Origin of the sequence: Bifidobacterium amazonense (genome assembly GCF_018555435.2) — a bacterium.
Lineage (GTDB): Bacteria > Actinomycetota > Actinomycetes > Actinomycetales > Bifidobacteriaceae > Bifidobacterium > Bifidobacterium amazonense.
The window spans coordinates 1-26,641 of record NZ_JAFEJT020000017.1; the positions used below are offsets into that span (position 1 = coordinate 1).

Below are 26,641 nucleotides of genomic sequence, written 5' to 3' on the forward strand. Positions count from 1 at the left end.
AGGTATAGTTCCTACGAGGGCGAGACGACGCCGGCTCCCGCCAATCTCGTCGACCGGGACTTCACGGCCGAGCGTCCGAACGAGAAGTGGCTGACGGACATCAGCGAGATCAAGGCCAGGGACGGGAAGGTGTACCTCTCGCCGATGATCGACTGCTTCGATGGCAAGATCGTCGCATACACCGCCGGCTTCAGCCCCAACGCGGAGCTGGCCAACCGGATGCTGGAGAAAGCGGCCTCGACGCTGCCAGGGAACGCGCGTCCCCTGGTGCATTCCGACCGTGGATGCCATTACCGGTGGCCCGGATGGCTCGGGCTCATGGAACGCTTCGGGCTGACGCGCTCCATGAGCGCGAAGGGCTGTTCGCCGGACAACGCGGCCGCGGAGGGATTCTTCGGCAGGATGAAGACCGAGGCGGTCTACCCCGAGAAGTGGGAGGAACACACCCGCAACGAGGTGCTCGCCTTGGTCGATGAGTACATACGCTGGTACAACCACGAGCGCATCAAACAGTCGCTTGGTTGGATGAGCCCGGTACAATACCGTCAAAGCCAAGGAATGGCTGCGTGATTATCTCCAAGAAAATGTCCGCAGCCCCTAACGCCCGAATTCTTGCGCACTTTGGTCTGGCCTTGAGATAGGGGCATGGCCCGTGTCCTGTGTACGTTTTTCTGTCGCCAAACAAGATGAACCGCGATTGGAAAGCAGGACACGAAGCCATGTCACATCGGATGTATAAAGATTGACCATGCAGGGTGCCCATCCGTGTCACAGCCGACGTATGGAATCGCGCATCACCGGAGGACAGTCGATGCGGATGGTTCTCGAAAATCCCGCACGATCGGGGGATTCTACGTCTTCCAGCAGCATCTTCACCCCGACCACGCCAAGCTCATAATGAGGCAGTTGCACCGTTGACAACGGCGGCGACATATGCGCGGCAATGACCTCCTGGTTGTCGAACCCGACCACTGAAAGATCATCGGGGATCCGCAGACCACGATCACGCAACGCATCGTATAATCCCATGGCCACACGGTCATTATGACAGCACACACCGGTCGCCCCGGTCTGCACCACCTGCTCGGCGATTCGCATGCCGCCTTCTTGATACGGCATGGTGTCGAACATCAGACTCTCGTCCGCGGGGATGCCAGCCTCCTCAAGTGCCGCAAGATATCCGGCGCGTCGCCCCGTTCGGGCGGGTGAGATGCTGGTCGAATTCACAAAGGCGATTCGCCGATGCCCGGCATCGATCAGCATCTGCGCCGCGGCCTTGCCGCCACGGAATTCATCCGGGACCACCGCCGTGACCTCGCTGTTCGGATCGCTGCAATTCACCAGTACCGTGGTGACCTGCGTCAGCTCCGGCGGCATGGTGATCTCATGGTGGTACCACGTCGAGTAGATGACACCGCTGACGTTGTGCTCCATGAATTCCTCGATGGCACGACGCTCAAGGTCACGGTCGCCCTCGGTGTTGGCGATCAACAGTACATATCCACGCTTCCAGGCCTCTTCCTGAGCGCCATGGATGATCTGTCCCGCGAACGGTGTCGTCGCGATGGAATCCGCCACCAGACCGATGAAATTCGATCGTCCGCGAGCCAGTCCCTGCGCCAGGGTGTTCGGCCGATATCCCAACTCATCGATGGCCTTGAGCACTCGGGCGCGCGCGTCCTTGCCGATGCGCGCGCCCGGCTTATGGTTCATGACCAACGACACCGTGGATACCGAGGTTCCGGCCGCCGCGGCCACATCCTTCAACGTCACGGAGGAACGTTTCCCGTTCTTCCGCTCCCGCGAGTTCTCAGATGCGGGGTCTGCTATTCGCTGCACTGCCATCGATCATCCCTTGGTCGCGCCACCTTCCAGGCCTTGGATCATAGCCTTGTTCAAGACCAGGAACACCAACATCAATGGTGTAATTGTGACACAAACGGCGGCAAAAGTAGCAGTCCAGTCCGTGTTGCCCATCGCCCCGATGTAGTTCTGCAAGCCAAGCGGAATGGTCTTCAGATCATCGGTTAGCACGAAGGTGTTCGCGAAGATGAATTCATTCCAGATGAAGATGCTGTTGACCAGCACCACCGTCACGATCGTGTTGAGCGACAGTGGCAGTGTGATCTGCGCGAAGATGCGGTACGGGCCGGCGCCGTCGATCGATGCGGCCTCATAGGTCTCCGAGGGAATGTACTGGTAGAACGAGCTGAACAGGAACACCGACATCGGTATCGAGAAACCGGCCAGCGGGATGATCATCGACCAATACGTATCCAGTAGACCGACCTGCGAATAATCGATGAACAACGGCACCAGCGAGATCTGCACGGGCACGATGATGCCCATCATGAAGATCATGCGGATAATCTTGCCGCCCTTGAATCGCAGCACTTGCAAAGCGTATGCCGCCATCATGCCGAGAATCACGATGAAGAAGTTCGAGCCGAAGGTCACGATGACGCTGTTCAGGATATACCGACCAAGGTTTCCCGATTCAAAGGCACGTGCATAATTATCGAGCGTGAACTGCTGCGGTATGCCGAACGGATCCCCCGCAGCGAAATCATGCTCCGTGCGCACGCTGGTGATGAACAGCCATAGCAGCGGATACACCTGAATTACCATGATGATCGCGATCAGCACCCACGTGATAATACGATGCACCGTGATACGCCGATGATGCCGATATCCTTCCACGTTATTGAAGGATTGCTTATACCAGGATCTCATGCTCGGCAACGATTCCACACCCGTCATTCGTCCACCTTCCTTTTCATCAGTCCGAAGATCAATCCGACCGCGACCAGGCATTCGACCACGATGAACACCGACATCGCGCTGGCATACCCGTAATTCGTGTTCGTGAACGCGGTACGGTACATGTACGTGGTCACGAGCTGCCCATGGCGGCCATTCGACAGCAGGTAGGGGATATCGAAGCCACGCAACGCATATGTCACGGCCATGACCACCGTGGTGATCCACACCGGCCGAATGTACGGGAAACGAATCTTGGCGAACAGCTGCCATTCGTTGACACCGTCGAGTTTGGCCGCCTCCTCGATCTCGGCCAGGATCGACATGAACGCGGCGTAGATGATGAGCATGTACAGACCGGAGAACCGCCAGCCTTCCGGGACGGACACTGCCGCAAGCACCGTATGGGTGTCGGACAGCCACGGCCTTGCCAGATCACCAAGCCCGACCACTTGCAGCAACCGGTTCAGTAGGCCCACCGGATCCATCGAATAGATGCGCTGGAACAGGAAACCGATGGCGACGGTCGAGATCACCGCCGGCAACAGGTACAGCGTCTTGATGACTTCACGGCCACGAGTGAGCTGCATGAGCAATGTGGCGACCAGTAATGCGCCACCGAGCTGCAATACCAGACAGATCATCATGTAGATCATGGAGTTGCCGAACGCTTGCCAGAACACCGCGTCACCAGCAAACATCTTGGCATAGTTACCCAGACCGACGAATTGCATGTCGCTGATGCCGTCCCACTCAAAGAAGCTGAGAAACAGCGACTGGATCACCGGCATCAGCACACCGAGGCCATAGAACAGCAACGGCGGCAAAAGGAATATCAACACTGATTTTTTCGAACGATACGGCAGCATGGAGGCTCCTTGCAATCTTGGAAGGCGGCGGGAGATGACCGTTGCAATGGCAGTGCTTTGGGTAACCGGCCATCCCCTGCCGACATATATATTCGCGAGCGTTACTCGGCGAAGGCTTTCGGACCGTTCTCAGCGATGACTCCGTCCATCGTGTCGATGAACTCGTCCACGCTCACATCGCCCTGCACCAGCAGCACCAGTTCCTGCTGGAGTCGGGTGTTCGAGGTCGAGTCAAGCTGAGTGTCCCACGGCATCGCGGTAACATCGCCGACATTGTCCGATTCATCCACCACGCGCTGGTAGAGATCCGTGGCATTGCTTGGCAGCGTGGTGCCATCACCGGTAGTGGGGTTGACCTGGCCGGTGGCTCCATACACCTTCGGGTACTGCTCAAGCGCATACTTCAGGAAGTCGCGAACAAGCGGGTCATATCCCTTGGTGTTGACGGCCATGCCGATACCGGACGGCGCAACATACTCGTTCTGCGTTGTGGCACCTCCATCGGTGACCGGTAGCAGGAAGTAGTCGATCTGATCGCGCACCGAGGCGTCCAAATCTTCGGTGCCCAGCGTCGGCAGATCCCACGAGCCGGTGTTGTAGATCGCCGCTTTACCGGAAGTGAACAGTGCCTGCGCATCCGCATATCCAGTGGAGGAGAAGCCTTCCTGGAAGCAGCCCGACGATCCGAGGTCGGCCATCCATTGCACGGCCTTCCGGCCGGTCTCATCCGACAACTTGGCCTCGCCCTTCTTGAGCTTCTTGATGTAGTCATTGCCACTCTCCCGGAACGGGTAGTAGGCCATGAACCTCTCCAGCGGCCACATATCCTGGCCGTCCATGGTGATCGGAGTGATACCGGCCTTATTGAGCGCGGCACACATCTGAGGTATGTCGTCAAGCGTCTTGGGGATGTCCACTCCCGCCTTGGCGAGCAGCGCCTTGTTGTAGAAGAACACCTCCACCTGAGATTCAAACGGCACCATATACAACGAGCCATCATCAAAACGCTGGTAGTCCAAGGCGGACGTGCGATAGTCATCGTACAGACCCATGTCCTTCAGCATCGCCTCGACGTCCACCATGCTGCCTTTCTTCGCCAGCTTCGCGGCGAACGGCGTGGCATCGATGTCGAAGAGCTCCGGCAACTTGTTGGCGGCGGCAAGCGTCTCCAGTTTCTGGATGTAAGACGGTCGGTCTGGCGTGGTGATGAACTTCAGCTCAAATCCTTCGTGATCCTTCGCGTAGTCCGCGGCGATCTGCTTCATCGCCGTGATCACGCCACCGTCCACCGGGCGGGACAGCAGCCACGATATCTCGTGCGGTTTGATCTCGCCTTCGGGATTCACATCGTCCGGTTTCACTGAGGACGTACTGGTTCCGCACCCGGACAGTACCAGCGCAGCAGCGGCCAATACGGATACGGCCAGCGTTTTCATGGTTCGCATCGTAATCATCTCCATTGATTGATCAGATTTGTTGTTTACGAGTATGTATGTGGTTGGATGTTGTTCGAGACGACCGGTATCGCCTGATGTCTACGTAGGGGTAGCGGCACCTCCCTTTCCAAGGAACGCGGCCATTGCCGGGAACCTTTACTTCGTCTCTTCCGTATTCCTGGTGAGGACCGCGAAATCAGAGAAGCGGGTTACGCCGTCATTGGAGAACACGCCGAACGATGATCCCCATGATGTTTCCAGACGCGTGCTCAACATGACATCCTGATCGAGATTCACTACGCAGATATCATCTTCGATGATGATGTCAAATTCATGCCTTCCCACCGGCAGATCGCACGGTCTTTCCAATTCGACGGCAAAGGGAACATCACCGGAAATCTGCCATTGCTCGCCGCCGGTCCGAGGTCTCGGCCACCGATCCACCACCATACGGCTACGCTTGGGCTCAAACCGGATGATATGGCCAAGGTCGCCGTCCTTGCTGGCCTTCACGATCACTCCGGCATCGGCACGATCCTCGCCGATCTCGAACGTGCCGTGCAGCAACGCGCATCGTGGCACATCGAGGTCGAACATCTTCGCATCATATCCGTCCGAGCGCCCCACGGCATGGTTCCCCACGTCGTTCCACATCAGATCGGAGAAGGCGGACTTGACTTCATGGGGAATACGGAACGACAACGAACCGTCTGCGTTCTGTGTTCCCTCCGACACCGACATGGTGCCGGCCCATTGCCAGGCACCCTCATCGGATTCCCCGATACGGCTGGGGATCCAGCCGAAAAACAATCGTCGACCGTCGCGCTGCGCGGTCTTGGCCGCGTAAAACGCCCGACCGTCCACGCTGTCCTTGCCGCTCGAGGGAGCGACCCACGGCCCTTCCAACGAACGGGACATACGATAACGCGTCGCAAAAGCGTCTGAGAACTCCGAATACACCAGATACCACCAGCCGTTCCAGAAGAACACATCCGGGCATTCCTGCGTAATATATCGACCGGGATCCCATAACGGTTCCGCTATCTCCCAGCGAGACAGATCCTTGGATACGCACTGGGCGACCACGCCGCGCCTTCGATCGGCACCGGACGTATGCCGCGCAGCGAGCACCAGTCGCCAAATCTTCGATTCCTCATCCCAGAACACGAACGGGTCACGCCAGTCGCTCTGCTCATACCCTACGGGAGCGCCGAAGATATCCGCAGGAATCTTATGCCATGTCGCCATGCCGTCTTCACTCACCGCATGCATCACCCGCTGCAGGGGCAGACCGTTGTCACCGCAATGACGTGGATTATGACCGGTATAGAACAGGTGATGACGACCATCATGGTCTTTGACTACGCTGCCGGTATACGCGTTGAAATCCGGATCCTGAGCCGTGCCGTGCACCAAACGATCGCCGCGGTCCTCATAATGCACAAAGTCCTTGGTCGTCACCAATCGCCAGCTCATTCCCTCGCGTGGGGATTCCCTACGCTCATGTAGGTAGAACAGATGGAACTCCTCCCCTTCGCAGTAGGGAATGACGTCGCCCACCCATCCTTCGGCCGGTTTATAGAAGATCGTATTATTCATTTCCTTAGCTTCTTTGCTAAAGCGTTTGATCAATGTGATAGTTATATTAGATCACCAAAAATCAACCTTGTCAACAAGCACATCGTAGGAAATACGACCCTATTGATAAAACGCTTCATCTATAAGCGTTTCGACCCGACACGCCGATGGAAGAGAGTCGCCCATCCTCCTATCGACAAATCATCAAACTGTTTTGACGCTCCTATCAAACCGGTATAACTTAAAAGTTAACGGCACCATTCTGGACGGCAGAGAGTATTCCGGCGGTCGATTGCCACAGGAGAGCATACGCATGGTCAAGGAAGCGAATGCGACTCTGCAATTGGATCTGGGAACACGACTTGATGATCTGTACGATCAGCCTCATAGGGAGATGGACAACGAGAGCGGTACGCTGGTCATCATCCGTGATGCTGATTCCTCGGAATGGCATTTCTTCGAATGTCTGATCTGAAAGGATCTTCCATGAAGTATCTGCTTATCATCGATATGCTGCCCACATACGGGCTATTGTGCTACCTGCTGGTTAGCATTTGCATCACGCTGGCGTTTCGCTGGCTTGCGCATGCGTGCGAAGACCGGCGACGACTGCGTTTCACCGTCATCGCACTGCTGATCGGTTCGTTGCTCGTTGCCCTGCTTGCTGGTTGTGCGTACACCATCGCTATGCCATATGCACAACCGGACATGGTTGATTTCTATCGTGCATACCGTCCCGCCGTGTTGGTGTTCCTCACGGGATTGTTCTGTGTGCAGTCCGTGTTCGGTGTCGCCGCCGTGCAAGCGCCCCGTAAACGACATAATGTCTGAAAGGATTCGAGATATGCTTCTTTGTCTGATCGGTTTATTCCTGCCGATAGTCCGGTGGTGCTTCTCCATGTATGGGTTCGCGAAGAACGGTCAATTGGAGAGGAATTATCAGGTCGGCATCAAGACCCGCTGGACCATCGCCTCGGACGAAACATGGGAATACATACACCGCAAGTATGCGTTCGTGTTCCTCGGCTGTGGTGTTCTGACCACTCTGATGCCATTAGACGTACTGGTCGGCATGATTGCAACCCGTGACATTAATACCATGAACATGATCTGGTGGTGGATGCTTCTTGCACTTGCCGCCATGCTTGTTGCTTGGCTTGTCGCATGCGGCACCATCGCGAATTTCGACGCAAAAAGGCATTACCTGGAATCGAACATATGAAGATATTCAGAAGGAAGGATAGGCATGACGATTCGTATCGCTCCGATCGAACCTCGATGGTTCGAGGAGAAGGCGCAAGTGCAGTCGCAAACATGGCGGGAACTCAACCAGGGCAAGATTCCGCAGGAGATCGTGGATGCCATCACCCCGCAGTTCGCGTTGAAACTCACCGAAGCCCACGCCAAGAACTCCGATCAGGTCACCCTAGTGGCGCTTGGCGACGATCATGTGATCGGGTTCGCGGAACTGCTGCGCACGCCGCGTCCGCCGATCGACCGTCCCGAAGCGGCGGAACTGGCCTCATTGTACGTGTTGCAAGACCGGCATCGGCACGGCGTCGGACGCATGCTAGTCGAAGCGGGCAAACAGGCCACCGGCAATGACCGGCTCGCGTTGTGGGTCGCCGGGTTCAACGCCAATGCGCAGGGCTTCTACCGGCACATCGGCTTCCACGAGACCGGTCTCACCCAAACCGAGGACATGGGACCGGAACTCGAAATGATTAACTACTGACGAACTACTAATGGAACTGTAAACGGCGTCAAGCACATCGGTATGGGACGAGTGGCACAGGGCTCCATCGTTCTTTGACGCAGGCAACTACATCAATATATGAATGGTCCGTTTTCGGAAGGTTCATAATCTCTGCGTGAATCTCCGGCATCGGAATAATCAATAGGATGGCCAAGGATTCCTAGACTTGGCGGTTGTTTATCGCCCGTGGCATGGTTTGCCGATACAACTGATTCCGTGGCAATGACTGCAACAGACTTGGACTGTGATTCTGGCCCGCTTGGAGTCACAGTTGTCTCGGATGTTTGTGGCTTAACGTCATTTGCCTTCGAGTCGGCATCAATCAACGGTTCAAACAATGCGTTGAGTTGCCGCTGCGTGAGCCCGAACCGTTCGCCGATCTCACGGCGCGATACCCCGTAGTCGCGGGTGTAGTCCTGCACGATCGGTCGCGCGGCGTCCAACGCTCTGGTGAAATCGGTGAGTGCATCGTACAGCGCCGCGGTACGATTCTCCCGTTCCTTGAGCTGCGCCCTGTACTCTTCAAGTGATTTGCGTACCCAGTCGGCGCGTTCCTTGCGACGGTTTCCGACGGCCATCCTCGCCTCCTTTGGCTGTGTCGTTATGTTGCAGCGTGATTATCCTTGCGTGACCATCAGCGCTGTGGCGATGCGGTTCAATCGCCGATATCGGCGTTAGGAATCGAGGTTAGTCATGGCGTGTTCAGGTGGTGGTCCCGGATTGATTTTTGAGTCAGGTCGGGGAATAGCAAGCATTGCAACCGTACGTACGGTTGCGCGGATTCCCTTCCGGTCATCCGCTGCGGGACACCCGCGACCCGATAGGCTATGGCCATGAGTTGGCAGGACTCGCATCCCAATCGCTGCCGTCGCAAGACGGTCACGTTTACTCCCGACGAGTGGGCTGAGGCGAATCGTTTCTACCAGCGGGTGAAACGATCACGCGGCGGAGTCCTGTCGTTCTCGGCCCATGCCCGCGCACTGCTGATCGACGCGCATACGGTCATGGTCACGGTCGCATTGGATCCCGGCATGGTTCGCGCGGACATGGCGCGTATCGGCAACAACATCAACCAGATCGCCCATGTGGCGAACGCGACAGGGCTGATCACGAGCGGCGACGTGGCGCGCGTGCTGGACGGCCAGCGCGAGCTGACGGCGTTGCTGCTGCGCATGTGTCGGGAGCGTGACGAAGCGGTGGAGGCGGCGCGATGGCTGTCGTCAACATGAGTCAGATCACCGTCACTCTGCACAAGGCAATCGCTTATATCGCCAATCCCGACAAGACCGAACATGGCGCTTTGGCCTCGGCGAACTTCAGCGATGATGCGACGAATCCCGTGGAGTTGGCGCGGCGCATGATGGCCACGGTCGAACAGTCAGCTGGCGGGAATCGTGCCAACGGCGTGCTTGCGCATCATGTGATTCAATCGTTCAGTCCGGAGGACAGCCGACGCGTGACCGCGCGGGAATTGCATGAGTTGGGTGTGCAGTTCGCCGACGAGTTCACCGGCGGCGAGTACCGGTACGTGATCGCCACGCACGTCGATCGCGGGCACACGCATAACCACATCATCATCTGCGCGACCAGTGACGTGACGTTCCGCAAGATGCGAACCAAACCGGGGGTCACGATAAGCAGACTGCGTGAGATCAGCGACCGGTTGTGCCGGGAAGCCGGACTGGACGTGCTGCCCGAGCTGAAACCTGCGCGAGAGCGGCGCCGTCATGGCGTGAGCTTCGCGGAACTGTATGCGTCGGCGAAGGGCGACGCGATCAAGGATCGTATTCGCGCCGCGATCGATACGGCCGCAGGCGCCTCCACCGATTTCGATTCGTTCGTACGCGAGTTGGACAGCGCCGGCGTGATGGTCGTCGTGCGCGGCCGGCACTTGACGTTTACGGACATGGCGAGCGGACTGCGGGTGCGCGACGTGAAATTGGGACGCGCCTACGACGAGCTGAACATCATGGCCCGCATCGGCCGGCATACGGTCATGCCGATCAGTTTCAACCGGCGGATGATCGCCGAACGAACCGGCAATGCGATGCGAGTGTGGCTGCCCGGCACGAGACGGCGACTGCTGATTACGATTCCGTTGACGCGGATCGTGCGCGACGGGGACACGTATCGCGCGTACCTGCCGGCGGCGTCGCTGCAGGTCATCACGGGACGGCGAGGCCGTTACGCCAAGCAGGTGCGTGCGGAGGACCTGTACGGGTACTTCTCCCGCCCGCCCACACGGCTGGAGTCCGCTGTGCATGAGCGGATGACGGTCGCGATCGGCAAATCGGATGCGCAGCGCCGCTGGTATGCGATGCAGGCGCGACGACTCGATGAGCTGAACCGGCTGGCGGACGAGTTGAATACGGCTGGCCGGCTTGCCGCCAGTGGCGCCGCGGTGGATGATGCGATCGCCGAAACGACGCGGCGCATCGAGGCGGAGCGGGAAGCGTTTCAGGCGGCGTTGGTCGCAGCTTGCGACACGGACGAAACGGACGGTGACGGGCCGCTGTCTGACGATGCGGCAGTCGAACTGCGGGAGCGTGAACGCAGACTCGACGAGTTGGCCCGCGAACTGGACACGTTACGTCGCGTACGCGCTCAGGCTCAGCATGTCAAGCAGCGGCGGCACATCCGCCGACCCGAATAGACGACGGTTCATACATGGAAAGGATTAACGATGATCGAGGAACGATTGGAAGACACCGGCCGGCAGATTGCTATGGGAGTCGGCCGCGCCGGTGGCGGTTTCGCACTGCAGGTCGGAGAGAAGACCGCCGGCTGGTTTCTGCGATTGGGCGGGCGCGGCTTGTCGGCGATGCGTGGCGTGATACGGAGAGGCCGCGATACCGGGCGGATGAGCGAGAAACGATTGCAGCGCCTGGCCGGCGGTGACGTTCATGCGATCGAGTTGGAGCGGCATCAGGTACGTGCGGTGGTGCACAGTCTGCGTCGCGCGGGCGTGCGGTATTCAGTGGAGAGTGATAGCCAGTCAACGTGGATTCATTTCGAGGGACGTGATCTCGATCATGTGACGCACTCGGTGCGGCGGGCGCTGCAGGATGTCGGCTATGAACTGCGGATCGACGGCCGGCAGCCGGCCGAGCGGCGCGGAAGCGAGAACACTCAGCCGCAGCAGGCAACGGAACCGGACCGGGGCGAACCACAGGAGCCCGCACCGGTGAAACCCGAACAATCATCACCAACACGTCCCGATGCCGCTCAGTCAGGATCGCGTATCCCGACCGCAACGGCCGAGCAGCGCGACGAGGCATCCCCGGCAGTCGCGGCGGAACAATCCGCACGGCCGATATCGGACGATGAGCAGCCGCCGCAATCCCCGGTCGTATCATCACCGGCTGCACATGGCGAGACTGAGACCGTTGCCGATGAGGCCAATCGCCAGACCGTGGCAGAACCTGCTCCATCGGAGCCGCGTGCGCCGGTTTCGCCGAAACCGACGGCGCGATGTGGGGAACGGAAAGTCAGCCGGCGTGACACGCTCGCGGAACTCCGTGCACGGATCGAACGCAAGCTCACCGGCAAGCCGGTGCAACCGGTTGCAACGCGGAAACCCGGCCGCCCTCGGACCAGATAGGAGTTTTCAGGATGGGAACGAAGCGATACATGATCGTACGCGGCGAACTCCTCGCCGACCCGGTATTCACGGTTTCCGCCACAGGCGGTCAACTGGTGCAGCTGAGGATCGGCGTGCGCATGCCGAACGGTTTGGCCGAGCCGGTAATCGTGCAGGGCGGCTCCGTGATGCCCACGTACTGTAAGGCGCAACAACTGGAACAAGGCGACCTGATCGTGGCAAGCGGCTGGGCCGACGCCGGCAACACCTCCCATGACATCGCCAACGCCGAAGTTCGGGTGAACGCGGACATGATCGCCGCCTCCACGTCAATGAACTGGAAGGAGCCGGCATGATCGAGCGGAACATGCCGATGACGCTCACACGGCTTGACCGACTGTTGTGCGGAGATCGTGAGGCATCCAGCATTGAATGGTGCGGAACGAACATGCTCATCATCGACTATGCGGATAACTCTGTGGATAACTTTCGCGAGATAGCGTCTGGGACAGGAGGAACAGCGGCGGAGGACATAGGCGCCGGTTCGTCAAACGGTGGCCGTCGAATCTCCGTCACGCCGCTCGCAGTCACAGAACCGTTGCCGAATACGACGGAATCTCAGACCGCATCTCAACCGAATCGTGATGCTGCACCGCTTACCCGTGAGATGGTGCTGGAATCACTAAGGCGTCGTACCAATGAGCGACTACAGCGCAAACAGTCGGAGCAGCGTGCGCGAATAACGGAAAGTATGGTGCGATGAAGCGTTTCCCCGTAATCTGCCTGACGATATTGTCCTCCTGCCTGCTGTTCTGCCTCGGCAATCGCGTGTGCCTGCAAGTGCGCGGCGACATGACGGCCGGCCTGTCCGCCAGCGAGATCATCGACCGGATGTTCGTCGGGATAGCGGAGCGCCCGCTGTTTCTGTCCCTGCACCGAGCCGATCTTATTGCCGGACTGGGCACGGTGATTGCGATAGGCCTGATCTGGCTATACCGATGGTCGATGCGCCGCGACCTGCGAGAGGGCGAGGAGCACGGTTCGGCCAAGTGGGGCACGCCGGCCGATATCCGTCCGTTCCGGCAGGGCGGGCGACGCGACCTGCTGATGACCGCGACGGAAGCGTTGGGCATCGACGGTCGGGTGACACGACGCAACTTGAATGTGTTGGTAATTGGCTCGTCCGGTTCCGGCAAGACCAGACGGTATGTGCTGCCGAACCTGCGGCAGGCGAACATGTCGTATGCGATCACCGATCCCAAAGGCGAGATCCAGAACGCGGTCGGCGAGCTGCTGCGCGACAAAGGCTATGCGATCCACTGTCTGAATCTCATCGACCTTGAATGCTCCGACCGGTTCAATCCGATGCGCTATCTCAACCCGTCCGACCCCGAGGCCGGCATTCTGCGCCTGACGGAAAACATCATCGCGAACACGGCCGGCGACAACAGGCAGCCCGGCAACGGCGACGGGTTCTGGGAACGCGCCGAACGCAACCTGCTGAACGCGCTCATCGCATGGGTGCGGTTCGCCGAGGACGAGCCGGACCTGAACCGGGTCACGGACATGCTCGACCGGATGGAAGCCAGCGAAGCGGACGAGACCATGCAATCCGACGTGGACCTCATGTTCGACGCGGCGCGTGAACTCGTCGCCGAATACCACGCAGACCCCGGCCGACATGACGTCGAATCACGGCAGACGCTGGAGGGTTTGGACTTCGCCGCACGCCAGTACCGCAAATTTCAGCAGGGAGCCGGCGAGACGAAGAAGTCGATCATCATCTCGCTGGGCGTCAGGCTCGCCCCATTGCAAGTCGGCAACGTGCGACGCATCCTGTCGGGAGACGACATGCGACTGGACGAGATCGCATTGCGGCCGACCGCCGTGTTCCTCGCCTTGCCAGACACGGAGAACACGTTCTCGTTCCTCGCGGCGATCCTCTACCAATGCCTGTTCGAGTCCAACGTGTACCAGGCCGACCATGTGGACGGCGGCGATCATCGTCTGCCGGTGCACTGTTTCCTCGACGAGTTCGCGAACGTCGGTCGCATCCCCAACTTCCAGAGGCTCATCGCCACCATTCGCAGCCGCAACATCTCCTGCTCAGTCATCATCCAGAACTACGCGCAAGGCAAGGCCATGTACCGCGACGATTGGGAGACCATCGTCGGCAACTGCGATTCGATGCTGTTCCTCGGCGGCACCGAAACCAGCACGCTCGAATGGGTGTCCAAACGATTGGGCTCCCAGACCATCGACGTCATGGACGACAGCGAAAGCAAGGGCATCAACGGTTCATACACAACGAGCTGGCGGCGCACCAAACGCGAGCTCATGCAACCCGACGAACTCGGCCTGCTGCCCACCGACGAGTGCATCTACATCCTGCGCGGCGTCCGACCGTTCCGCAGCCGCAAGATACCGATGTGATGCGCCCTAAGCGCAGTGCAGGCGGACGCGTCGGTAGTGTTTCTTTGTTTCTTTACATACATAAATACAGAAAAACTACTGGCCGGCACAGCGGTTACCCGCCACGCCGATTTTTGGATTGTCTGGCGGAAGTGTGTATCTTAGTGCTGTTGCCCCTTTAGCTCAACGGTTAGAGCAGCATCCTTTTAAGTTGTGGGTTGTGGGTTCGAATCCCACAGGGGGCACAGTTCAACCCTTGGAAGTCAACGTTTCCAAGGGTTTTTCTGTACCGGCATCCCAGGTTTGACATGGAAATGGTCATGCCGGTGAATCTGGGGTTCCCGACCGGTGTTTTGCTGCGGTCGTGCCGATGCGGGTAGGCTTGCCCTTGGTAATGTCAACGCGAATGGGCGGGGAGAAGCGCATGGAATCGAAGACCAACGAGACGGCGGCGTTCGCCCGTATGCGCGAGAACCAGTATTTCGATCGCAAGAGCGCGCGCATCAAGCCCGAGGACGTGGCACGGCATCTGATTGCATTCGCGAACGCTTCGGGCGGCCAGCTGGTCATCGGTATCGAGGACGACGGCGAGATCACCGGCTTCAAGCGCGCGAACGCGAAACCGGTCGAATCGTTCGAGCAGCTGCCGATCACGCAGTGCGCGCCCACCCCGCAGGTGGCCGCCCGGCGTATCCCGTGCGTGAACTCGTCCGGCGAGGATGATCTGGTCCTCGTATTGGACGTGTCGCCGTCGTCGAACCATGTGGTCGCGAAACGGTCGAACGGCGACGTGTATCTGCGTGAGGACGATCGCAGCGTGCTGTTGGACCGTGAGCAGGTGCTCGCGTTGGAGTACGACAAGGGGCAGCGTTGGTTCGAGGACGAGCCGGAAGACCGGTCGGGCGTCGACGATATCGATCATGACGTGTTCGACCGGTACAAGCAGGCCATCGGCGCGACGGATATCCCCGACGAGCGGGTGCTGCGCAGTCGCGGGTTTCTCGCGGACGGGCATCTGACGAACGCCGGCGTGCTCCTGTTCTCGCAGTATCCGGCCGCGTTCCTGCCGTCGGCGCGCGTGCGCGTCGTCAAGGTCGACGGGACCGAACTGCATACCGGCCGCAGTCTGAACATCGTCAAGGACGTGGAGTTCGACGGTCCGCTGCCCGAGGTCGTGGAGCGGGCCAGCCAGCTGGTCGGCTCGTTGCTGCGCGAGTTCCAGGTGCTCGGCGATGACGGCCGGTTCCGCACGGTGCCGGAGTATCCGCGGTTCGCGTGGTTCGAGGGTTTGGTGAACGCGGTCGCGCACCGTGACTATTCGATCCGCGGCGAGCATACGCGCGTCATGATCTATGACGACCGTCTGGAGATCACCAGTCCGGGAGCGTTGCCGAACCGGGTGACGGTGGAGAACATGCGCACCACCCGGTACGCGCGCAACCCGAAGATCTGCCATGTGCTCACCGCGTTCGAACTGGTGCGCGAGCTCAACGAGGGCGTGCACCGCATGTACGAGGAAATGGCCGAGCTCGGCCTGCCTGACCCCGAGTACAGCGAACCCAACAACTTCATGGTCAAACTCGTCCTGCGCAACAACATCCGGCAACGCGTGCCCTACCTCAACGAACAAAACGACACGGCCCCGTCCATCGTCAACCAGACCGAAGTGCCCGCCACCGGACTGACCGACATCGAACGCGAAGCCTTGGCCATCGTCGCGGTCGAGGGGAAAGTGACCACCAAACGCTTGGCCGAAAAGATCGGTGTAAATCCGCGTACGGCGGCAAGGACATTGAAACAGCTCGCCCAGCAGGGATTGTTGCACTGGCACGGGTCCGGGCTACGTGATCCCAAACAGTACTACAGTCGAGACTGACATACTCCGACATACTCCGACATACTCCGACATGTATATGTCGGAGTATGTCGGAGTACATGTCAGAGTACTGCGGAGTAAATTCGGAGTCTGCATAGATAGCAGTACTCGTACGCCGATTTCAATTCGAGAGGCAACCGCTGGATAAAAGAGCGAGCCGTCGGCATATCGGGGATATGCCGACGGTCTGATGGATTAACTTGCGTTGGCGCGGGGTCGGGGACGACCGCTTGCGTTGGAGCGGAACGTGACGGTTGGTGCCGGGTCGGGACGCGGGGTTGCGTTCGCGCTTGCATATGATCCCGTGCCTGCCGTCAGAGGCTGCCGTCCCGGTTGGGTAGGCGATCTGTTTGCTGGCCGGGAACGTTCCACGAGGGCGCCGGCTGCGGCGTGGGAGGCTGATACTGCGGCTGCTGTGACTGCGTCGGTGCCGTCGCCTGTTGCTGCGTGGACTGCTGTTGTGCGGACTGCCGTTCGCGTTCCTCTTGCTCGCGTTGTTCCCGCTGCCGTTCCTCTTCCGCAGCTTTCGTCTGCTGCACGTCGACCGTCGCGGCGAGGTCGGCGATCTGGCGTGCGGCTGCGATGGCATCGGCCAGGTTTTCCTCGGTGATGGTCTTGTCGCGCCATGTGTCGGCAAGCCGGTCGAGTCGTGCATGTTCGTCGGATTCCGGTGCTGCGCGCAGCTTGTCGGCTCGGCCGATCGCTTCGCCGAGGGTCTTGGACGTCTGACTGGTCGTGTCGTCTAGCGCTGTAGCGTATGAGGTTTCCAGTTGTTTGGTGAATGCTTCCATGCGTTCGATGTCCTGATCGTCCATAGCCTGTTCGAGCTGGCTGGGGTTGATCTGATCGGCGATGGGACTGCGCTTGACGCGTTCGAGCAGCGCCTTCGCGATCGTCATTGCATCCTGCAGGCGTTCCGCTTGTTTGCGATCCTCTTCCGCCTGCACTGGCTGTTGAATGGTCGGCTCGGCATGATTCGTCGCGGTGATGACGCGAACGCCCGCGATTACGCCGCCGACCAGTAGCAGGACGGCCAATCCTGCTACCGCCGGTTTGACGGCGTTTTCCGGGAATCGTGACATGAATCGACCGCCGTCGGCATCGGCATGACCGTCATCGTCTTCGTCATTGTTGCGGTCGTTGCGTTCGGTCGGTCCGAGGTTCAGAGGCATGGCATCGTCTGCATTATGGGTGATGTTGGCCGTGGAGCCTTCGCATCGTCGCGGCGGAGCATCCATGCCGAGGATTTGGGTCTCGCCCGGCTCGTCGTCGGCGATGGCGGGGAGGCTGGACGGGCCGAGGTTGAACGGTTCACCGGTCATGATCTTGTTCCTTTCCGTGACGCGTGGCCGGTTACAGGGAGTCGGTGCCGGGAACGTAGGCGCGTTCCCTGTCGTGGCTGATGATCTTGCTGACCTTGTAGCCGTCGCGGTCGAAGTCCGCGTAGTAGACCTCCCAGATCACGCCGGACTCGGTCTCAACCACGCATGCGGCCGCGTCGTCGTTGATGGCGACCTTCACGTAGCCGTTGCCAAGCGAGCCGGCGTCATCGTGGCGTATGCGTTCGACCGGTATCTGCAGGCCTTCCGCATCCTCGGTGAATAGGTTGCTCAGGTTCCGGTCGCGGTCGTCCCGGTCGGAAACGTACGCCTGTACGGCGAGCGGCGCCATCAGCACGCACGCTTCGTCCGTACGATAGACGTCGATCCTCCGCCCGTTGACCGTCGTATCCGATTTCGGTTCGACCGTCCGGTTTTGATCGTTGCGCACGACGATCGGGACGCCCGTATGCCGTACGGGCATGAACGTGCGCAGGCATGCCGCGCCGAGCAGGATAATGGGAATGAGCGCGACCGTGACAATGATGATCAGATTGCGTTTGGGGTCTCGATTGTTCATGGATGCTCCTTTGCGTGATGTGGTTCGGTCAGTGGATGAAGTCGATGTTCGCCCGGTTGTCCGCAAGCTGCTGCGCGGTGAGCGTGCGCAGGGTGACGCGGGCTGCTGCGGCGCCGCTTTCGGAGATGATGATGTCGCCGTCTTCGTTGACTTCCTCGACGATGGCGACGTGCCCGTAGTAATCGTCCGCGCCGAGTGTGTCAGCTTGGAAGACCATGACGTCTCCGGGGCGGGGAGCCTTGTCGATCGGATAGCCGAATCGTTCGGCACTGGCGCGCCACATGCGCCCGTCGCCCATCCACGGGTCGACGGGCGTGCCGATCTGCTCGCGTCGGGACGCGGCCCACCATGTGCACTGCCAGCGCTCGTACGAGGTGATTTCGGGCAGGTCCATCGCGTCCACGTTCACGACCGTATCGTTGCCGTTCATGACCAATGGCGGTTCCAGCGAGCCGATCACGCTGCCGGTGACGAAACAGTCGCCGCCGGTGCAGCCCTGTTGCGTGGCGTTGAAGCCGGGCAGCCATGACAGGAGCGCCATGAGCGTCGCGAGCACCATGATCGCGGCCGTCGCCAATAGGAACACCGGCATGCCGACTGTGCCCGTCACGGCTGAAACGACGGATGCCATGATTCTGCGCGAGCCTTCGACGGCCGCCCGCATGAGGTTGGACAAGCCGTCCGCCGCCTTCGCCACCCCCTTGGCGGTATTTCTGGTGCCACGCGTCGCGGAGCCCGTGGAGCCGGGCGTGAATCTGGACAATGGCGACGCGAAACGTATGCCTCCGGCCGTTCCGTTCGCCGTGTTCCCTGCACGGCGTATCCCGCCTGTTCCGGATTGCGCGAGCCGGCGTGCGACGCCGCGGGTGCTGCCGTCCGACTTGCTCAACGTGGCAACGGGATTCGGAGCCGTGCCGGATGACGACGTGACGGGCGTATGACGAGCTGGACCGTTCACGGTCTGTCCGCCGTTTGCCGGTTCCGCGAAGACGTCCACGGTCGGCTTGGCATCGGCGATATCGTCCAATGGTTCCTCCACGGTCATCGGCCGCCGGTTGCGTCGCCCGCCGCGCCTGCCGGTGTTTGGCACCAGTTGGCCGGCGGAACGCAGCCCTTGCCCGACGTCAAGGATCGCGTCAGCCGGGTCGATACCGTTTTCCTCATGTTCGTCCGTTGTCCCCGTCGCGGTTTGCATGGTGCTGCGGCCGAGCGCGGCGGCGTCGCCGGCGAACCTGACCGTGGTCGAGCGCAGTCGGCCCGTCAGTCCTTCGCCTTCGCGGATACGGCCGGTGTATGAGGTGAGCTTGTCGGCGGTGCCGGTCCGCCGTGGATCCATGAGCTCGACCATCAGGTCTCCCCGAATTTCGTGGTGAATAGCCGGTAGAGCGTGGAATCGGTCGGGATGCGCCCGTCGAACGGGATGAACGCCTCGCCGGCCTTGAGCAGGCCCTCGCCGGGACGCGCACCGCCCAACCGTTCCTTCAGTTCGGGAGACAAGTGCCACATGTCGGCCAGTCGCGCCGCGTCGGTGGGCGTCTGGTTCATGAGCAGCAGGAACGCGGAGTTGGCAAGCATGAACCGCGCCTCCTTGCTGGCGAGCAGTTCCTCGATGTTCTGCGTGATGCCGGTCATGCCGAGCCCCCATTTGCGGGCGCGTTTGAACATGTCCAGGAACTGTTCGGACGCGTACCTGTTGGAGAACATGCGGTGAAACTCGTCCACGTAGATCCAGGTGCGCCGGTTCGTCTTCCGGTTGCGGGCGACCCGGTTCCACAGATGGTCGAGCACGACCATCATCCCGAACGTCTTCAATTCGCCCTCCAGCGCGGCCACGTCGAACACGGTGAACCGGTTGGACATGTCCACGGTGGTCTGCCCGGCGAAACCCGACAGACTGCCGAGCGTATACGATTCGAGGCTCAACGCCAGCCCCCGCGCCTCCGGCTCGTTGCTGGCGGCGAGCCGGGCGTGCAGATCGGCCAGCGTGGGCTGCGGCAGGGCGGGATTGTTGCGGTATTCGCGGTACAGTCCCAGCGTGCACCGGTCCACGATGGAGCGTTCCGCGGCGTCCAAGCCGTCGGAGCCGCCGATGAGCGCGCCGATCATGGAGATGACCGCGTTCGCCTTCGTGCGGATCGGGTCACCGTCCAGCGTGGCGTCGAGCGTGATGTCCATCGGGTTGATGCGATCGGCTGAACCGGCGCTGACGATCACCCTCGCGCCGTGCAGCGCGTCGCACAGGGGCGCGTATTCGTGTTCGGGGTCGACGATAATCAGATCGTCGTCGGGGCAGGATAGGAACAAGGCGGTCATTTCGGCCTTCGCGGCCTGCGATTTGCCGCTTCCGGTGGTGCCGAGCATGAACCCATTCGCGTTGATCGTGGTGCGGGTGCGGTCGACCATGAGCGCATTGCCGCTGCGCGCGTTGACCCCGTAGAACACGCCGTGCTCGTCCATGATCTCCTGATTCGTGAACGGCATCATGATCGCGGCGCCGCTCGTGGTCAGCGTGCGTCGCATCGGCAGCGGGTTCACGCCCAACGGCAGGCTTGCGTTCAACCCGTCGAGCTGCATGCAGGCGAGGGTTTCGGCCGTGCAGGAGAGCTTGCGGCAGGCGGCGAGCACGTCCTTGACCTGCTGGTCGAGCAGCGGGCGTGTGGGGGCCGTGACCGTGACCGTCGCCAGCGCCTCCACGAGCCGTTCGTTCGACCGGCGCATCTCGTCGCGAAGATTATGCGCCTCCTCCAATGAGTCGCGCAGGTCGGCGGGCAGTTCGTCGGCGGGAATGTGCCGGCGCATGTTCCTGCGACGCTCCTCCAGGCGTTGCATGTCCATTTCGGCGATCTTGCGGTCCACCAGTTCCGCGCCGACGCTGCGATCGTACGGCGCAAGATGAATCGACACCGTGCCCTCGGTCTTCAAACCGGTCAATTCGGCGATCAGCCGGTCGGACATGATCGGCGGAAAGTCGCGTATCCACAACGTCGAACGCAGCGTATCGCCCGCGGCGTTCGACAGTCGCAATACGCGCGCGTCCGTCGCGTCCACGCACCACGGTGCGACGAAGTCCTTCGACGTGGCGCGGCCGGATTCGACCAGCTTGTCGTCGTAGCGGAACGGTTCGCCCGGACGCAGCAGCAGGGCCAGCAGGCGCAGTCGTTCGCCTCGGTTGAGCGGCGTGATCTTGCAGCCGTCCAACGTGGAAAGCTGGCTTTCGGACGTTTTGACAAGCCGGTTCAGCGTGGCCTGCGCGCGTTCCGGGTCCTCTTCCGTGATCGTGATCGTCAGGTATTTGTCGGTGACCGCGTTGCGGGAGCGTTCGCCGAGCTTGGCGAGCATGATCCGGTTCGATTCCGCGCGCAGCGCATCGAACTGGCCACCGTCCAACCGCATGCCGACCATCGACATCACGTCATGGGCGTCGAGCGTGCGCGTCACGCAGGTGACCTGCAGCCGGGTGGAGCCGTCGAACGTGTTCAGGAACTCCGCCCACGCGTTGATGAGCTGCGCCTGCCGTTCGCGCGTGGCCGTCTCATAGTTGATGTCGGACATGCGCACGGTCACGCTCCACCGGTTGTCGCCCAGATACGCGATCCCGTTGGAGAGCATCGCCTCGTAGCCGATCAGCTCCTTCGCCGTGCGATACCCTCGCTCCCGCCGCCGGCGCATCCTGCGCCCTTGCCTGCCTGCCGGTTTGCGTCGTGCCATGATCATCCGTCCTTCCGTTCGCTGATGGCCTTCCTGCCCCGTTTCCGTTCTCGTCGACGAGACCGGGCGGGCCCGTCGATGAAATACCGTTGCTGCCCGAACCGGCATGCGATCACGTATCCGAACCAGACCTCCGGTTTCAGCCCCTTCGGCCGCAGCCAGCCCCATGCGGCCAACGGCAGGTTCACGAGGAACACCACGTACTGGCCGACGTCGGGGAGCCCGAACAGGCGCCAGAACACGAGCCACACGACCGCCGACAGGCAGCCCATCATCGCGGCCGCGGCGAGCTGCCGCCAGCTCATGCCCCACATGACCCGCGCCTCGGTGGCCGTGATCTCCTTGTAGATCCTGATCTCCAACGCCATCGCCGCCGCCTTCCCTGATCTCGCGTCTATTCGCCGAACACGGCCTTGGCGGTGGCCGAGGACACCATGACCAGACAGCCGAGCATGATCGCCCCCAACAGCAGCGTGCCGAAGTTCGCGATGATGTACTGCCACAGGTCGCCGCCGTCCACATACCCGTCGAGCCGCAGCGCCTCGCCGACGAACGTGCGGTACAGGATCACGCCGACCGTCAGGGTGATCGCCTGGAACGAGACCTGTCCGTAGCGTTTCAGATAGCCGACGCCCATCATGCGCGTATGCTCCGAGGCCATGAACACGATCGGCAGCGACGCGAAACAGGTCAGCATGTAGATCTGCATGAACCGCATGTACACGACCGCCAGCAGCACCACGCCGGCGATCTGCGAGACGATGAACGGGATCAATACCAACACCATGAGCCCGCTCTGACCGATCAGACCCGCATCCTCGATCGCGGATCGCATCTGATCGCCCAACAGTTGCGTCTCGCTGCCCGGCGCGGCCGCGAGCACGCCCGACGCGGCGGACACGATCTGCGAGACGACCGCGTCGATGCCCTGCAGGATCAGCGCCGCATTGGACGCAAACAGGAGCACGAGCGCGCATTTGAGCAGCACGCCGCCGATGATCTTCACGCCCAGTTCGCGGTCGCCGTCCGCGCGGGTCGACGCGCGGGCCAGTTCCAGCGTGAACACGATGCTGGCGATGGTGGCGGACACTGGTTTGACCGCGCTCGTATGCACCGATCCCGCCATGCCGTACAGACTCGCGTTGAACTCGGCCGGTCCCAACGCGAGCCGGTCGAGTATGCTGCCGTCGATGCCGCCGCCGATCGCGTTGAGCATGTTCACGCACGGTTCCACCAAGTCCGCCATGACCGGTTCACCTTCCTCGTTTGACTGTCCGATGCGAATCGAACGCCCGTTTGCCGACGGGCGTTCAGAAGCTGAGGTTGGCGAACAGGGCGGCCGCGGCGATGATGACCGCGCCGCCGACCAGCTGCCATATGCCGGATTGGGTTTGCGGGCCGGAATGGTCCTTCAAACCTCCGGCCAGGGTGATCGCACCCCATACGCTCCAGATGCCGCCGCCCAGCAGCGCGGCCTTCTGCAGCAGTTCGAGAATCGTGGTGATCGTGTCCATGACGGCTCCTTTGCGGTGATGGGACTCAACGGTGAGTGGACGGCCGTCCGGTGTTGTCGAAAGCCGGACGGCCTTGGCGACGGGATGCCGCCGGTCTGACGGTCGGCGGCATCCCCGTAGGAACCGTTGCGGTCATGCGGATGATGCCGTGGCCGCAGCGGAAGTCAGAGGTTGGAAACCGGGTTCCGGCGATGCGCGTGGGCGATGCGCAGCATGGCGAAACCGGTCAGCAGGATGAGCATGCCGATCGTGATGATGCTGGTCAGATCGACGCCGGTGTGCGGCAGCATGCGTTTCATGTAGGCGCTCCAGTCGTCCGGTTCGCTCGTGATCGGCGTGTCCGTGCACACCGTGCCGGGTTCGACCGGTTGCGCGGGCCGGTCGTCGAACGGGTCGTCGTCCTTCGGCACGCATTCGATGACCGGCGCGGCCTGTACGGTCGCGCGATCGGTGTGCAGGTCGGTGACGCCGGTCAATGTGCCGGTCACGTCCACGGATTCGCCCGGCTGCAATACGAGCGTCGCCCAACCGTCCGGGTATTTCAGGTCGGTGACCGTGCCGTCTCCGGCGATCGTCTCGTCGGACAGTTCGAGACCGGTCAGGGGCACGTCGCCGGTGTTCGTGATGCGGAACACGATCACCGTGCCGTCGCCCGTGATCTCCAACGCGTCCTTCGTGTCGTCGCGGTCGCCCGCCTCTAGGCCGGACGCTTCGTCGAACTTCTCCACGTCGACGGACGGGGAGCGTTCGGGCGTGCGCGTGGTTACCGTGTTCGACGGGCGTTCCACGCCGTTCAGCGTCTCCGTGAACGTGTTGGAGAACTCGCCGGCCTTCACCCGTCGGAACTGCACGTATGCGCGCCATGCCTGCGGCCGCGCGCCGTCGGCCGACACCAGGTCGAGATAGCGCTGCGTGGCTGCGACCGTGAACGAGCCGTCGCGCATGTCCAGAGAGAACAGGTCGCCGCCGAATCGCGCGGAATCGAAGCCGCTGCCCGCGATGCGCGAGCCTTTCGACGCGATCACGCCGCCGGCCGTGTCGTGCAGGTCCTCGGCCGCGTACACGGCCCACTGGCCGGCGTATTCGTCGCCCGACTCGTCGTAATCGTCGTCGATACGCCACTGCGTCACCTGCGGGTAGGCGCGGTTCGCGGGCAGCAGGGAGGAGTCCAGCCGGTAGAGGAACAGTTGGTCCTTGTAGATGCTCATGCCGTCCGCGCTGTCCGCGCCGACGTCGACCGTCACGTCCTTGAACGGGTCGAGTTGTGCGAGCACGTTCGTGACCGTGTTCGACACCGCGCGGCGCTTGTTCGTGACCTGCACGGCCGTATTCTCGACCGAGCCGCCGTCCGCCGCCGCGATGACCGTCATCGGCAGTACCAGCTGGTATGTCTTGCCGAGCAGCGACTGGTCGATGCCCGCGTCACGTTCCGCGGACAGTTCGTGCCGCGCGTATTCGGCCAGATTGGCGGGCTGCGGGTCGCCCGGCAGCACCGTCCCGTCGGCAAGCGTGGTGTCCACGGTCTTGAAGAACGCGTAGACGACGCCATCGGCGACCTGCACGTTCACCCGGTCGGTCACGTCCGCGCCCTGCTCGCCAAGCACCTGGATGCCGGCTTCGTCCACGTCCAGCACGGTTTCGTCGTAGTCGTCGATCACGCCCAGCCGGCGCACCGGATACGCCGGGTCGGCCAAACCTGCCGCGTCGATTGTGATCCGGTAGTACAGGCGGTCGCCGACCAGCACGGTCCTGCCGTCGATGTCCACCGACGCGTCCGCCTGTGTGTCCTGCTTGACCGGCTGCGGGTCGACCGGCCGGTTCGTCACCTCGTTCGACTCCAATCCGGAATTGTTCAACGTGATCCAGCCGCGGTTCGAGATCACCGTGTCCGTGGCAGCGTCCTCGGACACGGTTGCGTCGAACTCCAGCCGATACCGGTGGTTCCCGTACGGTTCCCAACGCTCGTCCAGCCAGTCGCGTCGGAAGGCGGCCGACAGTTTGTGCCCGGCGTCGTCCCACTCCACGTCGTACGCTTCGGCCGGCACCGTCACACCATCACGCGCATCGATGACCGTCAGGCTCTCCTTGACCGGCGTCGTGCGCACGTCGTACTCGTCCACGAACTCCAGCGTGTGCAGCGTGTAGTCGGATGCGGCGCCCACCTGCAATTCCAGCTCATAGGTGACCGTCTGGCCGGGCAGCACGCTGTGGCCATCGATGCTCGACCCGTCGCCGCCCTCCGTTTCGCTCGCGGTCACGTCCTTGTCGAACTCCGGGCGCACGATGCACAGGCGAGGCTCGTTCGTTTCCCAATACTCGTGATCGGCCCAGAACACGCCGCCGCGGTTGATCAGCTCGTGTTTGCCGTCGCTGCACGTATTGTCGATCGACCCGCTGCGCGTGCGCATCGCGTCGATGTCCCGCTGCAGATCCTCGCGCACGTCGAACCTCACGTCGAACGGCACCAGCATCGAGAACTGCAACGACTTGCGTCGTTCCCTCAGGTCCAGCGACGCCAGATACTCGGCCGTCGCCTTCGCCGTGACCGTCATGCCCTCCGAGACGATGTCGAAACGGTCGGTCACATCCTCGCCGGTCACGTTGATGCCGTCCAGCGAGGGAGCGTCGTATTCGTCTATTTCGGCCACGTACACGCGTACCTCGGACACGTCCCGCACATCGAGATACCGGTCCACCAGCGTCCAATCGTCCACCAGCTCCAACCGGGTGGGCTCATCCCACCACGGCACCGTGAAATTCACCGCCGCCGCGACCACGTCGCCGTCAAGGAACGACATGCCGTCCGCGCCGACGTGATTATCCCGCTCGGGATCGGAGACCATCTGCCAGACGTCGTCGTCCATGCGCACCCATGCCTTGTTCGGCAGATACCAGCCCAGCGACGCCGTATCCGCCGTATTGCCATGCCCGCCGGCCGTACCGCCGACCACGCCGCCGCTTCCGGTGCCGGCTGCGCCGTCCGGCGACCCCAACGCCAGCATCGGCGACACCAGCAGGCACACCGCCGCGGCGATGGCCGCCGAGACACAGCATTTCCTTCCCAACACGCCCATATGGAACACTCCCTTTCACGAGGAGCCAGCCCCGGCCGACGGCCGCCGCCGCGAGAAAAAGGGAGAGGGAAACCCGCGACGGCGAACGACGAACCGGAAAGCCCGTGCGGATCATTTGACCGGAGCCCACCATTGGCGCCCCACCGCACGCCAGACAGTATCCGTTCCCATGCCCGTCG

26 protein-coding genes and 1 tRNA gene are annotated in these 26,641 nt (G+C 61.5%); 13 read left to right on the top strand and 14 right to left on the bottom strand.

Annotated features, from left to right (window positions below):
- Positions 1-570 (top strand): IS3 family transposase (locus JS533_RS05505; RefSeq protein WP_241513471.1); only part of this gene is annotated, 570 nt, incomplete at its 5' end.
- 198 nt (positions 571-768) lie between these two features.
- On the opposite strand, the gene JS533_RS05510 is transcribed toward JS533_RS05505, so the two are convergent.
- The 5 genes from JS533_RS05510 to JS533_RS05530 all read right to left on the bottom strand — a co-directional run bounded on the left by JS533_RS05510 (position 769) and on the right by JS533_RS05530 (position 6,664).
- Entirely contained in the window at positions 769-1,845 is a 1,077-nt protein-coding gene (locus JS533_RS05510) for a LacI family DNA-binding transcriptional regulator (protein ID WP_214358568.1), read from the bottom strand.
- 3 nt (positions 1,846-1,848) lie between these two features.
- A complete protein-coding gene (locus JS533_RS05515; protein ID WP_214375395.1) occupies positions 1,849-2,760 on the bottom strand; it encodes a carbohydrate ABC transporter permease in 912 nt (303 codons plus the stop codon).
- Entirely contained in the window at positions 2,757-3,629 is an 873-nt protein-coding gene (locus JS533_RS05520; RefSeq protein WP_214358566.1) for a carbohydrate ABC transporter permease, read from the bottom strand. Before JS533_RS05520 ends, JS533_RS05515 begins: the two co-directional genes overlap by 4 nt.
- Positions 3,630-3,730: 101 nt before the next feature.
- On the bottom strand, positions 3,731-5,065 hold the full coding sequence (locus tag JS533_RS05525) for an ABC transporter substrate-binding protein (protein WP_214358565.1): 1,335 nt from the start codon (positions 5,063-5,065) through the stop codon (positions 3,731-3,733).
- A 156-nt stretch (positions 5,066-5,221) separates the two neighbouring features.
- Positions 5,222-6,664, bottom strand: coding sequence for a glycoside hydrolase family 32 protein (locus JS533_RS05530; RefSeq protein ID WP_214358564.1), 1,443 nt, complete (start codon positions 6,662-6,664; stop codon positions 5,222-5,224).
- 292 nt (positions 6,665-6,956) lie between these two features.
- Here JS533_RS05530 and JS533_RS05535 point away from each other — a divergent pair, with 292 nt between their 5' ends.
- Genes JS533_RS05535 through JS533_RS05550 form a run of 4 tightly spaced genes read left to right on the top strand, consistent with a single transcriptional unit; the run spans position 6,957 to position 8,378 of the window.
- On the top strand, positions 6,957-7,118 hold the full coding sequence (locus JS533_RS05535; protein ID WP_240541024.1) for a hypothetical protein: 162 nt from the start codon (positions 6,957-6,959) through the stop codon (positions 7,116-7,118).
- An 11-nt stretch (positions 7,119-7,129) separates the two neighbouring features.
- A complete protein-coding gene (locus JS533_RS05540) occupies positions 7,130-7,474 on the top strand; it encodes a hypothetical protein (RefSeq protein ID WP_214358562.1) in 345 nt (114 codons plus the stop codon).
- 13 nt (positions 7,475-7,487) lie between these two features.
- On the top strand, positions 7,488-7,865 hold the full coding sequence (locus tag JS533_RS05545; protein WP_214358561.1) for an SdpI family protein: 378 nt from the start codon (positions 7,488-7,490) through the stop codon (positions 7,863-7,865).
- Between the two features lie 24 nt (positions 7,866-7,889).
- Entirely contained in the window at positions 7,890-8,378 is a 489-nt protein-coding gene (locus JS533_RS05550; protein WP_214358560.1) for a GNAT family N-acetyltransferase, read from the top strand.
- Positions 8,379-8,470: 92 nt separating this feature from the next.
- Here the strand turns inward: JS533_RS05550 and JS533_RS05555 are convergent, their stop codons facing one another.
- Positions 8,471-8,977: a hypothetical protein gene (locus JS533_RS05555; protein ID WP_214358559.1), complete on the bottom strand. Its 507-nt coding sequence runs from the start codon at positions 8,975-8,977 to the stop codon at positions 8,471-8,473.
- A gap of 255 nt (positions 8,978-9,232) precedes the next feature.
- Here JS533_RS05555 and JS533_RS05560 point away from each other — a divergent pair, with 255 nt between their 5' ends.
- The 8 genes from JS533_RS05560 (at position 9,233) to JS533_RS05595 (ending at position 16,267) form a co-directional block, all read left to right on the top strand.
- Positions 9,233-9,628, top strand: coding sequence for a MobC family plasmid mobilization relaxosome protein (locus JS533_RS05560; RefSeq protein ID WP_214358558.1), 396 nt, complete (start codon positions 9,233-9,235; stop codon positions 9,626-9,628).
- Entirely contained in the window at positions 9,610-11,052 is a 1,443-nt protein-coding gene (locus tag JS533_RS05565; RefSeq protein WP_214358557.1) for a relaxase/mobilization nuclease domain-containing protein, read from the top strand. Before JS533_RS05560 ends, JS533_RS05565 begins: the two co-directional genes overlap by 19 nt.
- A 30-nt stretch (positions 11,053-11,082) precedes the next feature.
- Entirely contained in the window at positions 11,083-12,000 is a 918-nt protein-coding gene (locus tag JS533_RS05570) for a DUF3801 domain-containing protein (protein ID WP_214358556.1), read from the top strand.
- Positions 12,001-12,011: 11 nt separating this feature from the next.
- The gene (locus tag JS533_RS05575) at positions 12,012-12,335 is read left to right on the top strand and encodes a hypothetical protein (RefSeq protein WP_214358555.1); all 324 of its coding nucleotides are present in this window, start codon (positions 12,012-12,014) and stop codon (positions 12,333-12,335) included.
- Entirely contained in the window at positions 12,332-12,742 is a 411-nt protein-coding gene (locus JS533_RS05580) for a hypothetical protein (RefSeq protein ID WP_214358554.1), read from the top strand. Before JS533_RS05575 ends, JS533_RS05580 begins: the two co-directional genes overlap by 4 nt.
- On the top strand, positions 12,739-14,412 hold the full coding sequence (locus JS533_RS05585; RefSeq protein ID WP_214358553.1) for a VirD4-like conjugal transfer protein, CD1115 family: 1,674 nt from the start codon (positions 12,739-12,741) through the stop codon (positions 14,410-14,412). Before JS533_RS05580 ends, JS533_RS05585 begins: the two co-directional genes overlap by 4 nt.
- A 151-nt stretch (positions 14,413-14,563) precedes the next feature.
- A tRNA-Lys gene (locus JS533_RS05590) sits at positions 14,564-14,636 on the top strand.
- Between the two features lie 179 nt (positions 14,637-14,815).
- Entirely contained in the window at positions 14,816-16,267 is a 1,452-nt protein-coding gene (locus tag JS533_RS05595) for an ATP-binding protein (RefSeq protein ID WP_240541025.1), read from the top strand.
- Positions 16,268-16,581: 314 nt separating this feature from the next.
- Here JS533_RS05595 and JS533_RS05600 read toward each other — a convergent pair whose 3' ends face one another.
- The 8 genes from JS533_RS05600 to JS533_RS05635 all read right to left on the bottom strand — a co-directional run bounded on the left by JS533_RS05600 (position 16,582) and on the right by JS533_RS05635 (position 26,462).
- Positions 16,582-17,589 carry a hypothetical protein gene (locus JS533_RS05600; RefSeq protein ID WP_214358551.1) on the bottom strand — a complete coding sequence of 336 codons (1,008 nt, stop codon included), beginning with the start codon at positions 17,587-17,589 and terminating at the stop codon, positions 16,582-16,584.
- Positions 17,590-17,620: 31 nt separating this feature from the next.
- Positions 17,621-18,166 carry a hypothetical protein gene (locus tag JS533_RS05605; protein ID WP_241513472.1) on the bottom strand — a complete coding sequence of 182 codons (546 nt, stop codon included), beginning with the start codon at positions 18,164-18,166 and terminating at the stop codon, positions 17,621-17,623.
- Between the two features lie 28 nt (positions 18,167-18,194).
- Positions 18,195-19,514 (bottom strand): CHAP domain-containing protein, encoded by a 1,320-nt coding sequence (locus JS533_RS05610; protein ID WP_150379088.1) that lies wholly within the window; start codon positions 19,512-19,514, stop codon positions 18,195-18,197.
- A complete protein-coding gene (locus JS533_RS05615; protein WP_214358550.1) occupies positions 19,514-21,874 on the bottom strand; it encodes a VirB4-like conjugal transfer ATPase, CD1110 family in 2,361 nt (786 codons plus the stop codon). Before JS533_RS05615 ends, JS533_RS05610 begins: the two co-directional genes overlap by 1 nt.
- A 2-nt stretch (positions 21,875-21,876) precedes the next feature.
- Positions 21,877-22,242, bottom strand: a complete 366-nt coding sequence (locus tag JS533_RS05620) for a PrgI family protein (protein ID WP_140463215.1) — start codon at positions 22,240-22,242, stop codon at positions 21,877-21,879.
- A gap of 26 nt (positions 22,243-22,268) precedes the next feature.
- Positions 22,269-23,120 (bottom strand): VirB6/TrbL-like conjugal transfer protein, CD1112 family, encoded by an 852-nt coding sequence (locus JS533_RS05625; RefSeq protein WP_241513473.1) that lies wholly within the window; start codon positions 23,118-23,120, stop codon positions 22,269-22,271.
- Between the two features lie 64 nt (positions 23,121-23,184).
- Entirely contained in the window at positions 23,185-23,388 is a 204-nt protein-coding gene (locus JS533_RS05630; RefSeq protein WP_033494380.1) for a hypothetical protein, read from the bottom strand.
- A gap of 164 nt (positions 23,389-23,552) precedes the next feature.
- The gene (locus tag JS533_RS05635) at positions 23,553-26,462 is read right to left on the bottom strand and encodes an LPXTG cell wall anchor domain-containing protein (RefSeq protein ID WP_241513474.1); all 2,910 of its coding nucleotides are present in this window, start codon (positions 26,460-26,462) and stop codon (positions 23,553-23,555) included.
- Positions 26,463-26,641: the final 179 nt, after the last annotated feature.

What these genes read in the sequence shown, in the direction of transcription:
- JS533_RS05510 (WP_214358568.1), bottom strand. Translation starts at nt 1,845, where the DNA reads ATGGCAGTGCAGCGAATAGCAGACCCCGCATCTGAGAACTCGCGGGAG.
- JS533_RS05515 (WP_214375395.1), bottom strand. Translation starts at nt 2,760, where the DNA reads ATGACGGGTGTGGAATCGTTGCCGAGCATGAGATCCTGGTATAAGCAA.
- JS533_RS05520 (WP_214358566.1), bottom strand. Translation starts at nt 3,629, where the DNA reads ATGCTGCCGTATCGTTCGAAAAAATCAGTGTTGATATTCCTTTTGCCG.
- JS533_RS05525 (WP_214358565.1), bottom strand. Translation starts at nt 5,065, where the DNA reads ATGAAAACGCTGGCCGTATCCGTATTGGCCGCTGCTGCGCTGGTACTG.
- JS533_RS05530 (WP_214358564.1), bottom strand. Translation starts at nt 6,664, where the DNA reads ATGAATAATACGATCTTCTATAAACCGGCCGAAGGATGGGTGGGCGAC.
- JS533_RS05535 (WP_240541024.1), top strand. Translation starts at nt 6,957, where the DNA reads ATGGTCAAGGAAGCGAATGCGACTCTGCAATTGGATCTGGGAACACGA.
- JS533_RS05540 (WP_214358562.1), top strand. Translation starts at nt 7,130, where the DNA reads ATGAAGTATCTGCTTATCATCGATATGCTGCCCACATACGGGCTATTG.
- JS533_RS05545 (WP_214358561.1), top strand. Translation starts at nt 7,488, where the DNA reads ATGCTTCTTTGTCTGATCGGTTTATTCCTGCCGATAGTCCGGTGGTGC.
- JS533_RS05550 (WP_214358560.1), top strand. Translation starts at nt 7,890, where the DNA reads ATGACGATTCGTATCGCTCCGATCGAACCTCGATGGTTCGAGGAGAAG.
- JS533_RS05555 (WP_214358559.1), bottom strand. Translation starts at nt 8,977, where the DNA reads ATGGCCGTCGGAAACCGTCGCAAGGAACGCGCCGACTGGGTACGCAAA.
- JS533_RS05560 (WP_214358558.1), top strand. Translation starts at nt 9,233, where the DNA reads ATGAGTTGGCAGGACTCGCATCCCAATCGCTGCCGTCGCAAGACGGTC.
- JS533_RS05565 (WP_214358557.1), top strand. Translation starts at nt 9,610, where the DNA reads ATGGCTGTCGTCAACATGAGTCAGATCACCGTCACTCTGCACAAGGCA.
- JS533_RS05570 (WP_214358556.1), top strand. Translation starts at nt 11,083, where the DNA reads ATGATCGAGGAACGATTGGAAGACACCGGCCGGCAGATTGCTATGGGA.
- JS533_RS05575 (WP_214358555.1), top strand. Translation starts at nt 12,012, where the DNA reads ATGGGAACGAAGCGATACATGATCGTACGCGGCGAACTCCTCGCCGAC.
- JS533_RS05580 (WP_214358554.1), top strand. Translation starts at nt 12,332, where the DNA reads ATGATCGAGCGGAACATGCCGATGACGCTCACACGGCTTGACCGACTG.
- JS533_RS05585 (WP_214358553.1), top strand. Translation starts at nt 12,739, where the DNA reads ATGAAGCGTTTCCCCGTAATCTGCCTGACGATATTGTCCTCCTGCCTG.
- JS533_RS05595 (WP_240541025.1), top strand. Translation starts at nt 14,816, where the DNA reads ATGGAATCGAAGACCAACGAGACGGCGGCGTTCGCCCGTATGCGCGAG.
- JS533_RS05600 (WP_214358551.1), bottom strand. Translation starts at nt 17,589, where the DNA reads ATGACCGGTGAACCGTTCAACCTCGGCCCGTCCAGCCTCCCCGCCATC.
- JS533_RS05605 (WP_241513472.1), bottom strand. Translation starts at nt 18,166, where the DNA reads ATGAACAATCGAGACCCCAAACGCAATCTGATCATCATTGTCACGGTC.
- JS533_RS05610 (WP_150379088.1), bottom strand. Translation starts at nt 19,514, where the DNA reads ATGGTCGAGCTCATGGATCCACGGCGGACCGGCACCGCCGACAAGCTC.
- JS533_RS05615 (WP_214358550.1), bottom strand. Translation starts at nt 21,874, where the DNA reads ATGGCACGACGCAAACCGGCAGGCAGGCAAGGGCGCAGGATGCGCCGG.
- JS533_RS05620 (WP_140463215.1), bottom strand. Translation starts at nt 22,242, where the DNA reads ATGGCGTTGGAGATCAGGATCTACAAGGAGATCACGGCCACCGAGGCG.
- JS533_RS05625 (WP_241513473.1), bottom strand. Translation starts at nt 23,120, where the DNA reads ATGGCGGACTTGGTGGAACCGTGCGTGAACATGCTCAACGCGATCGGC.
- JS533_RS05630 (WP_033494380.1), bottom strand. Translation starts at nt 23,388, where the DNA reads ATGGACACGATCACCACGATTCTCGAACTGCTGCAGAAGGCCGCGCTG.
- JS533_RS05635 (WP_241513474.1), bottom strand. Translation starts at nt 26,462, where the DNA reads ATGGGCGTGTTGGGAAGGAAATGCTGTGTCTCGGCGGCCATCGCCGCG.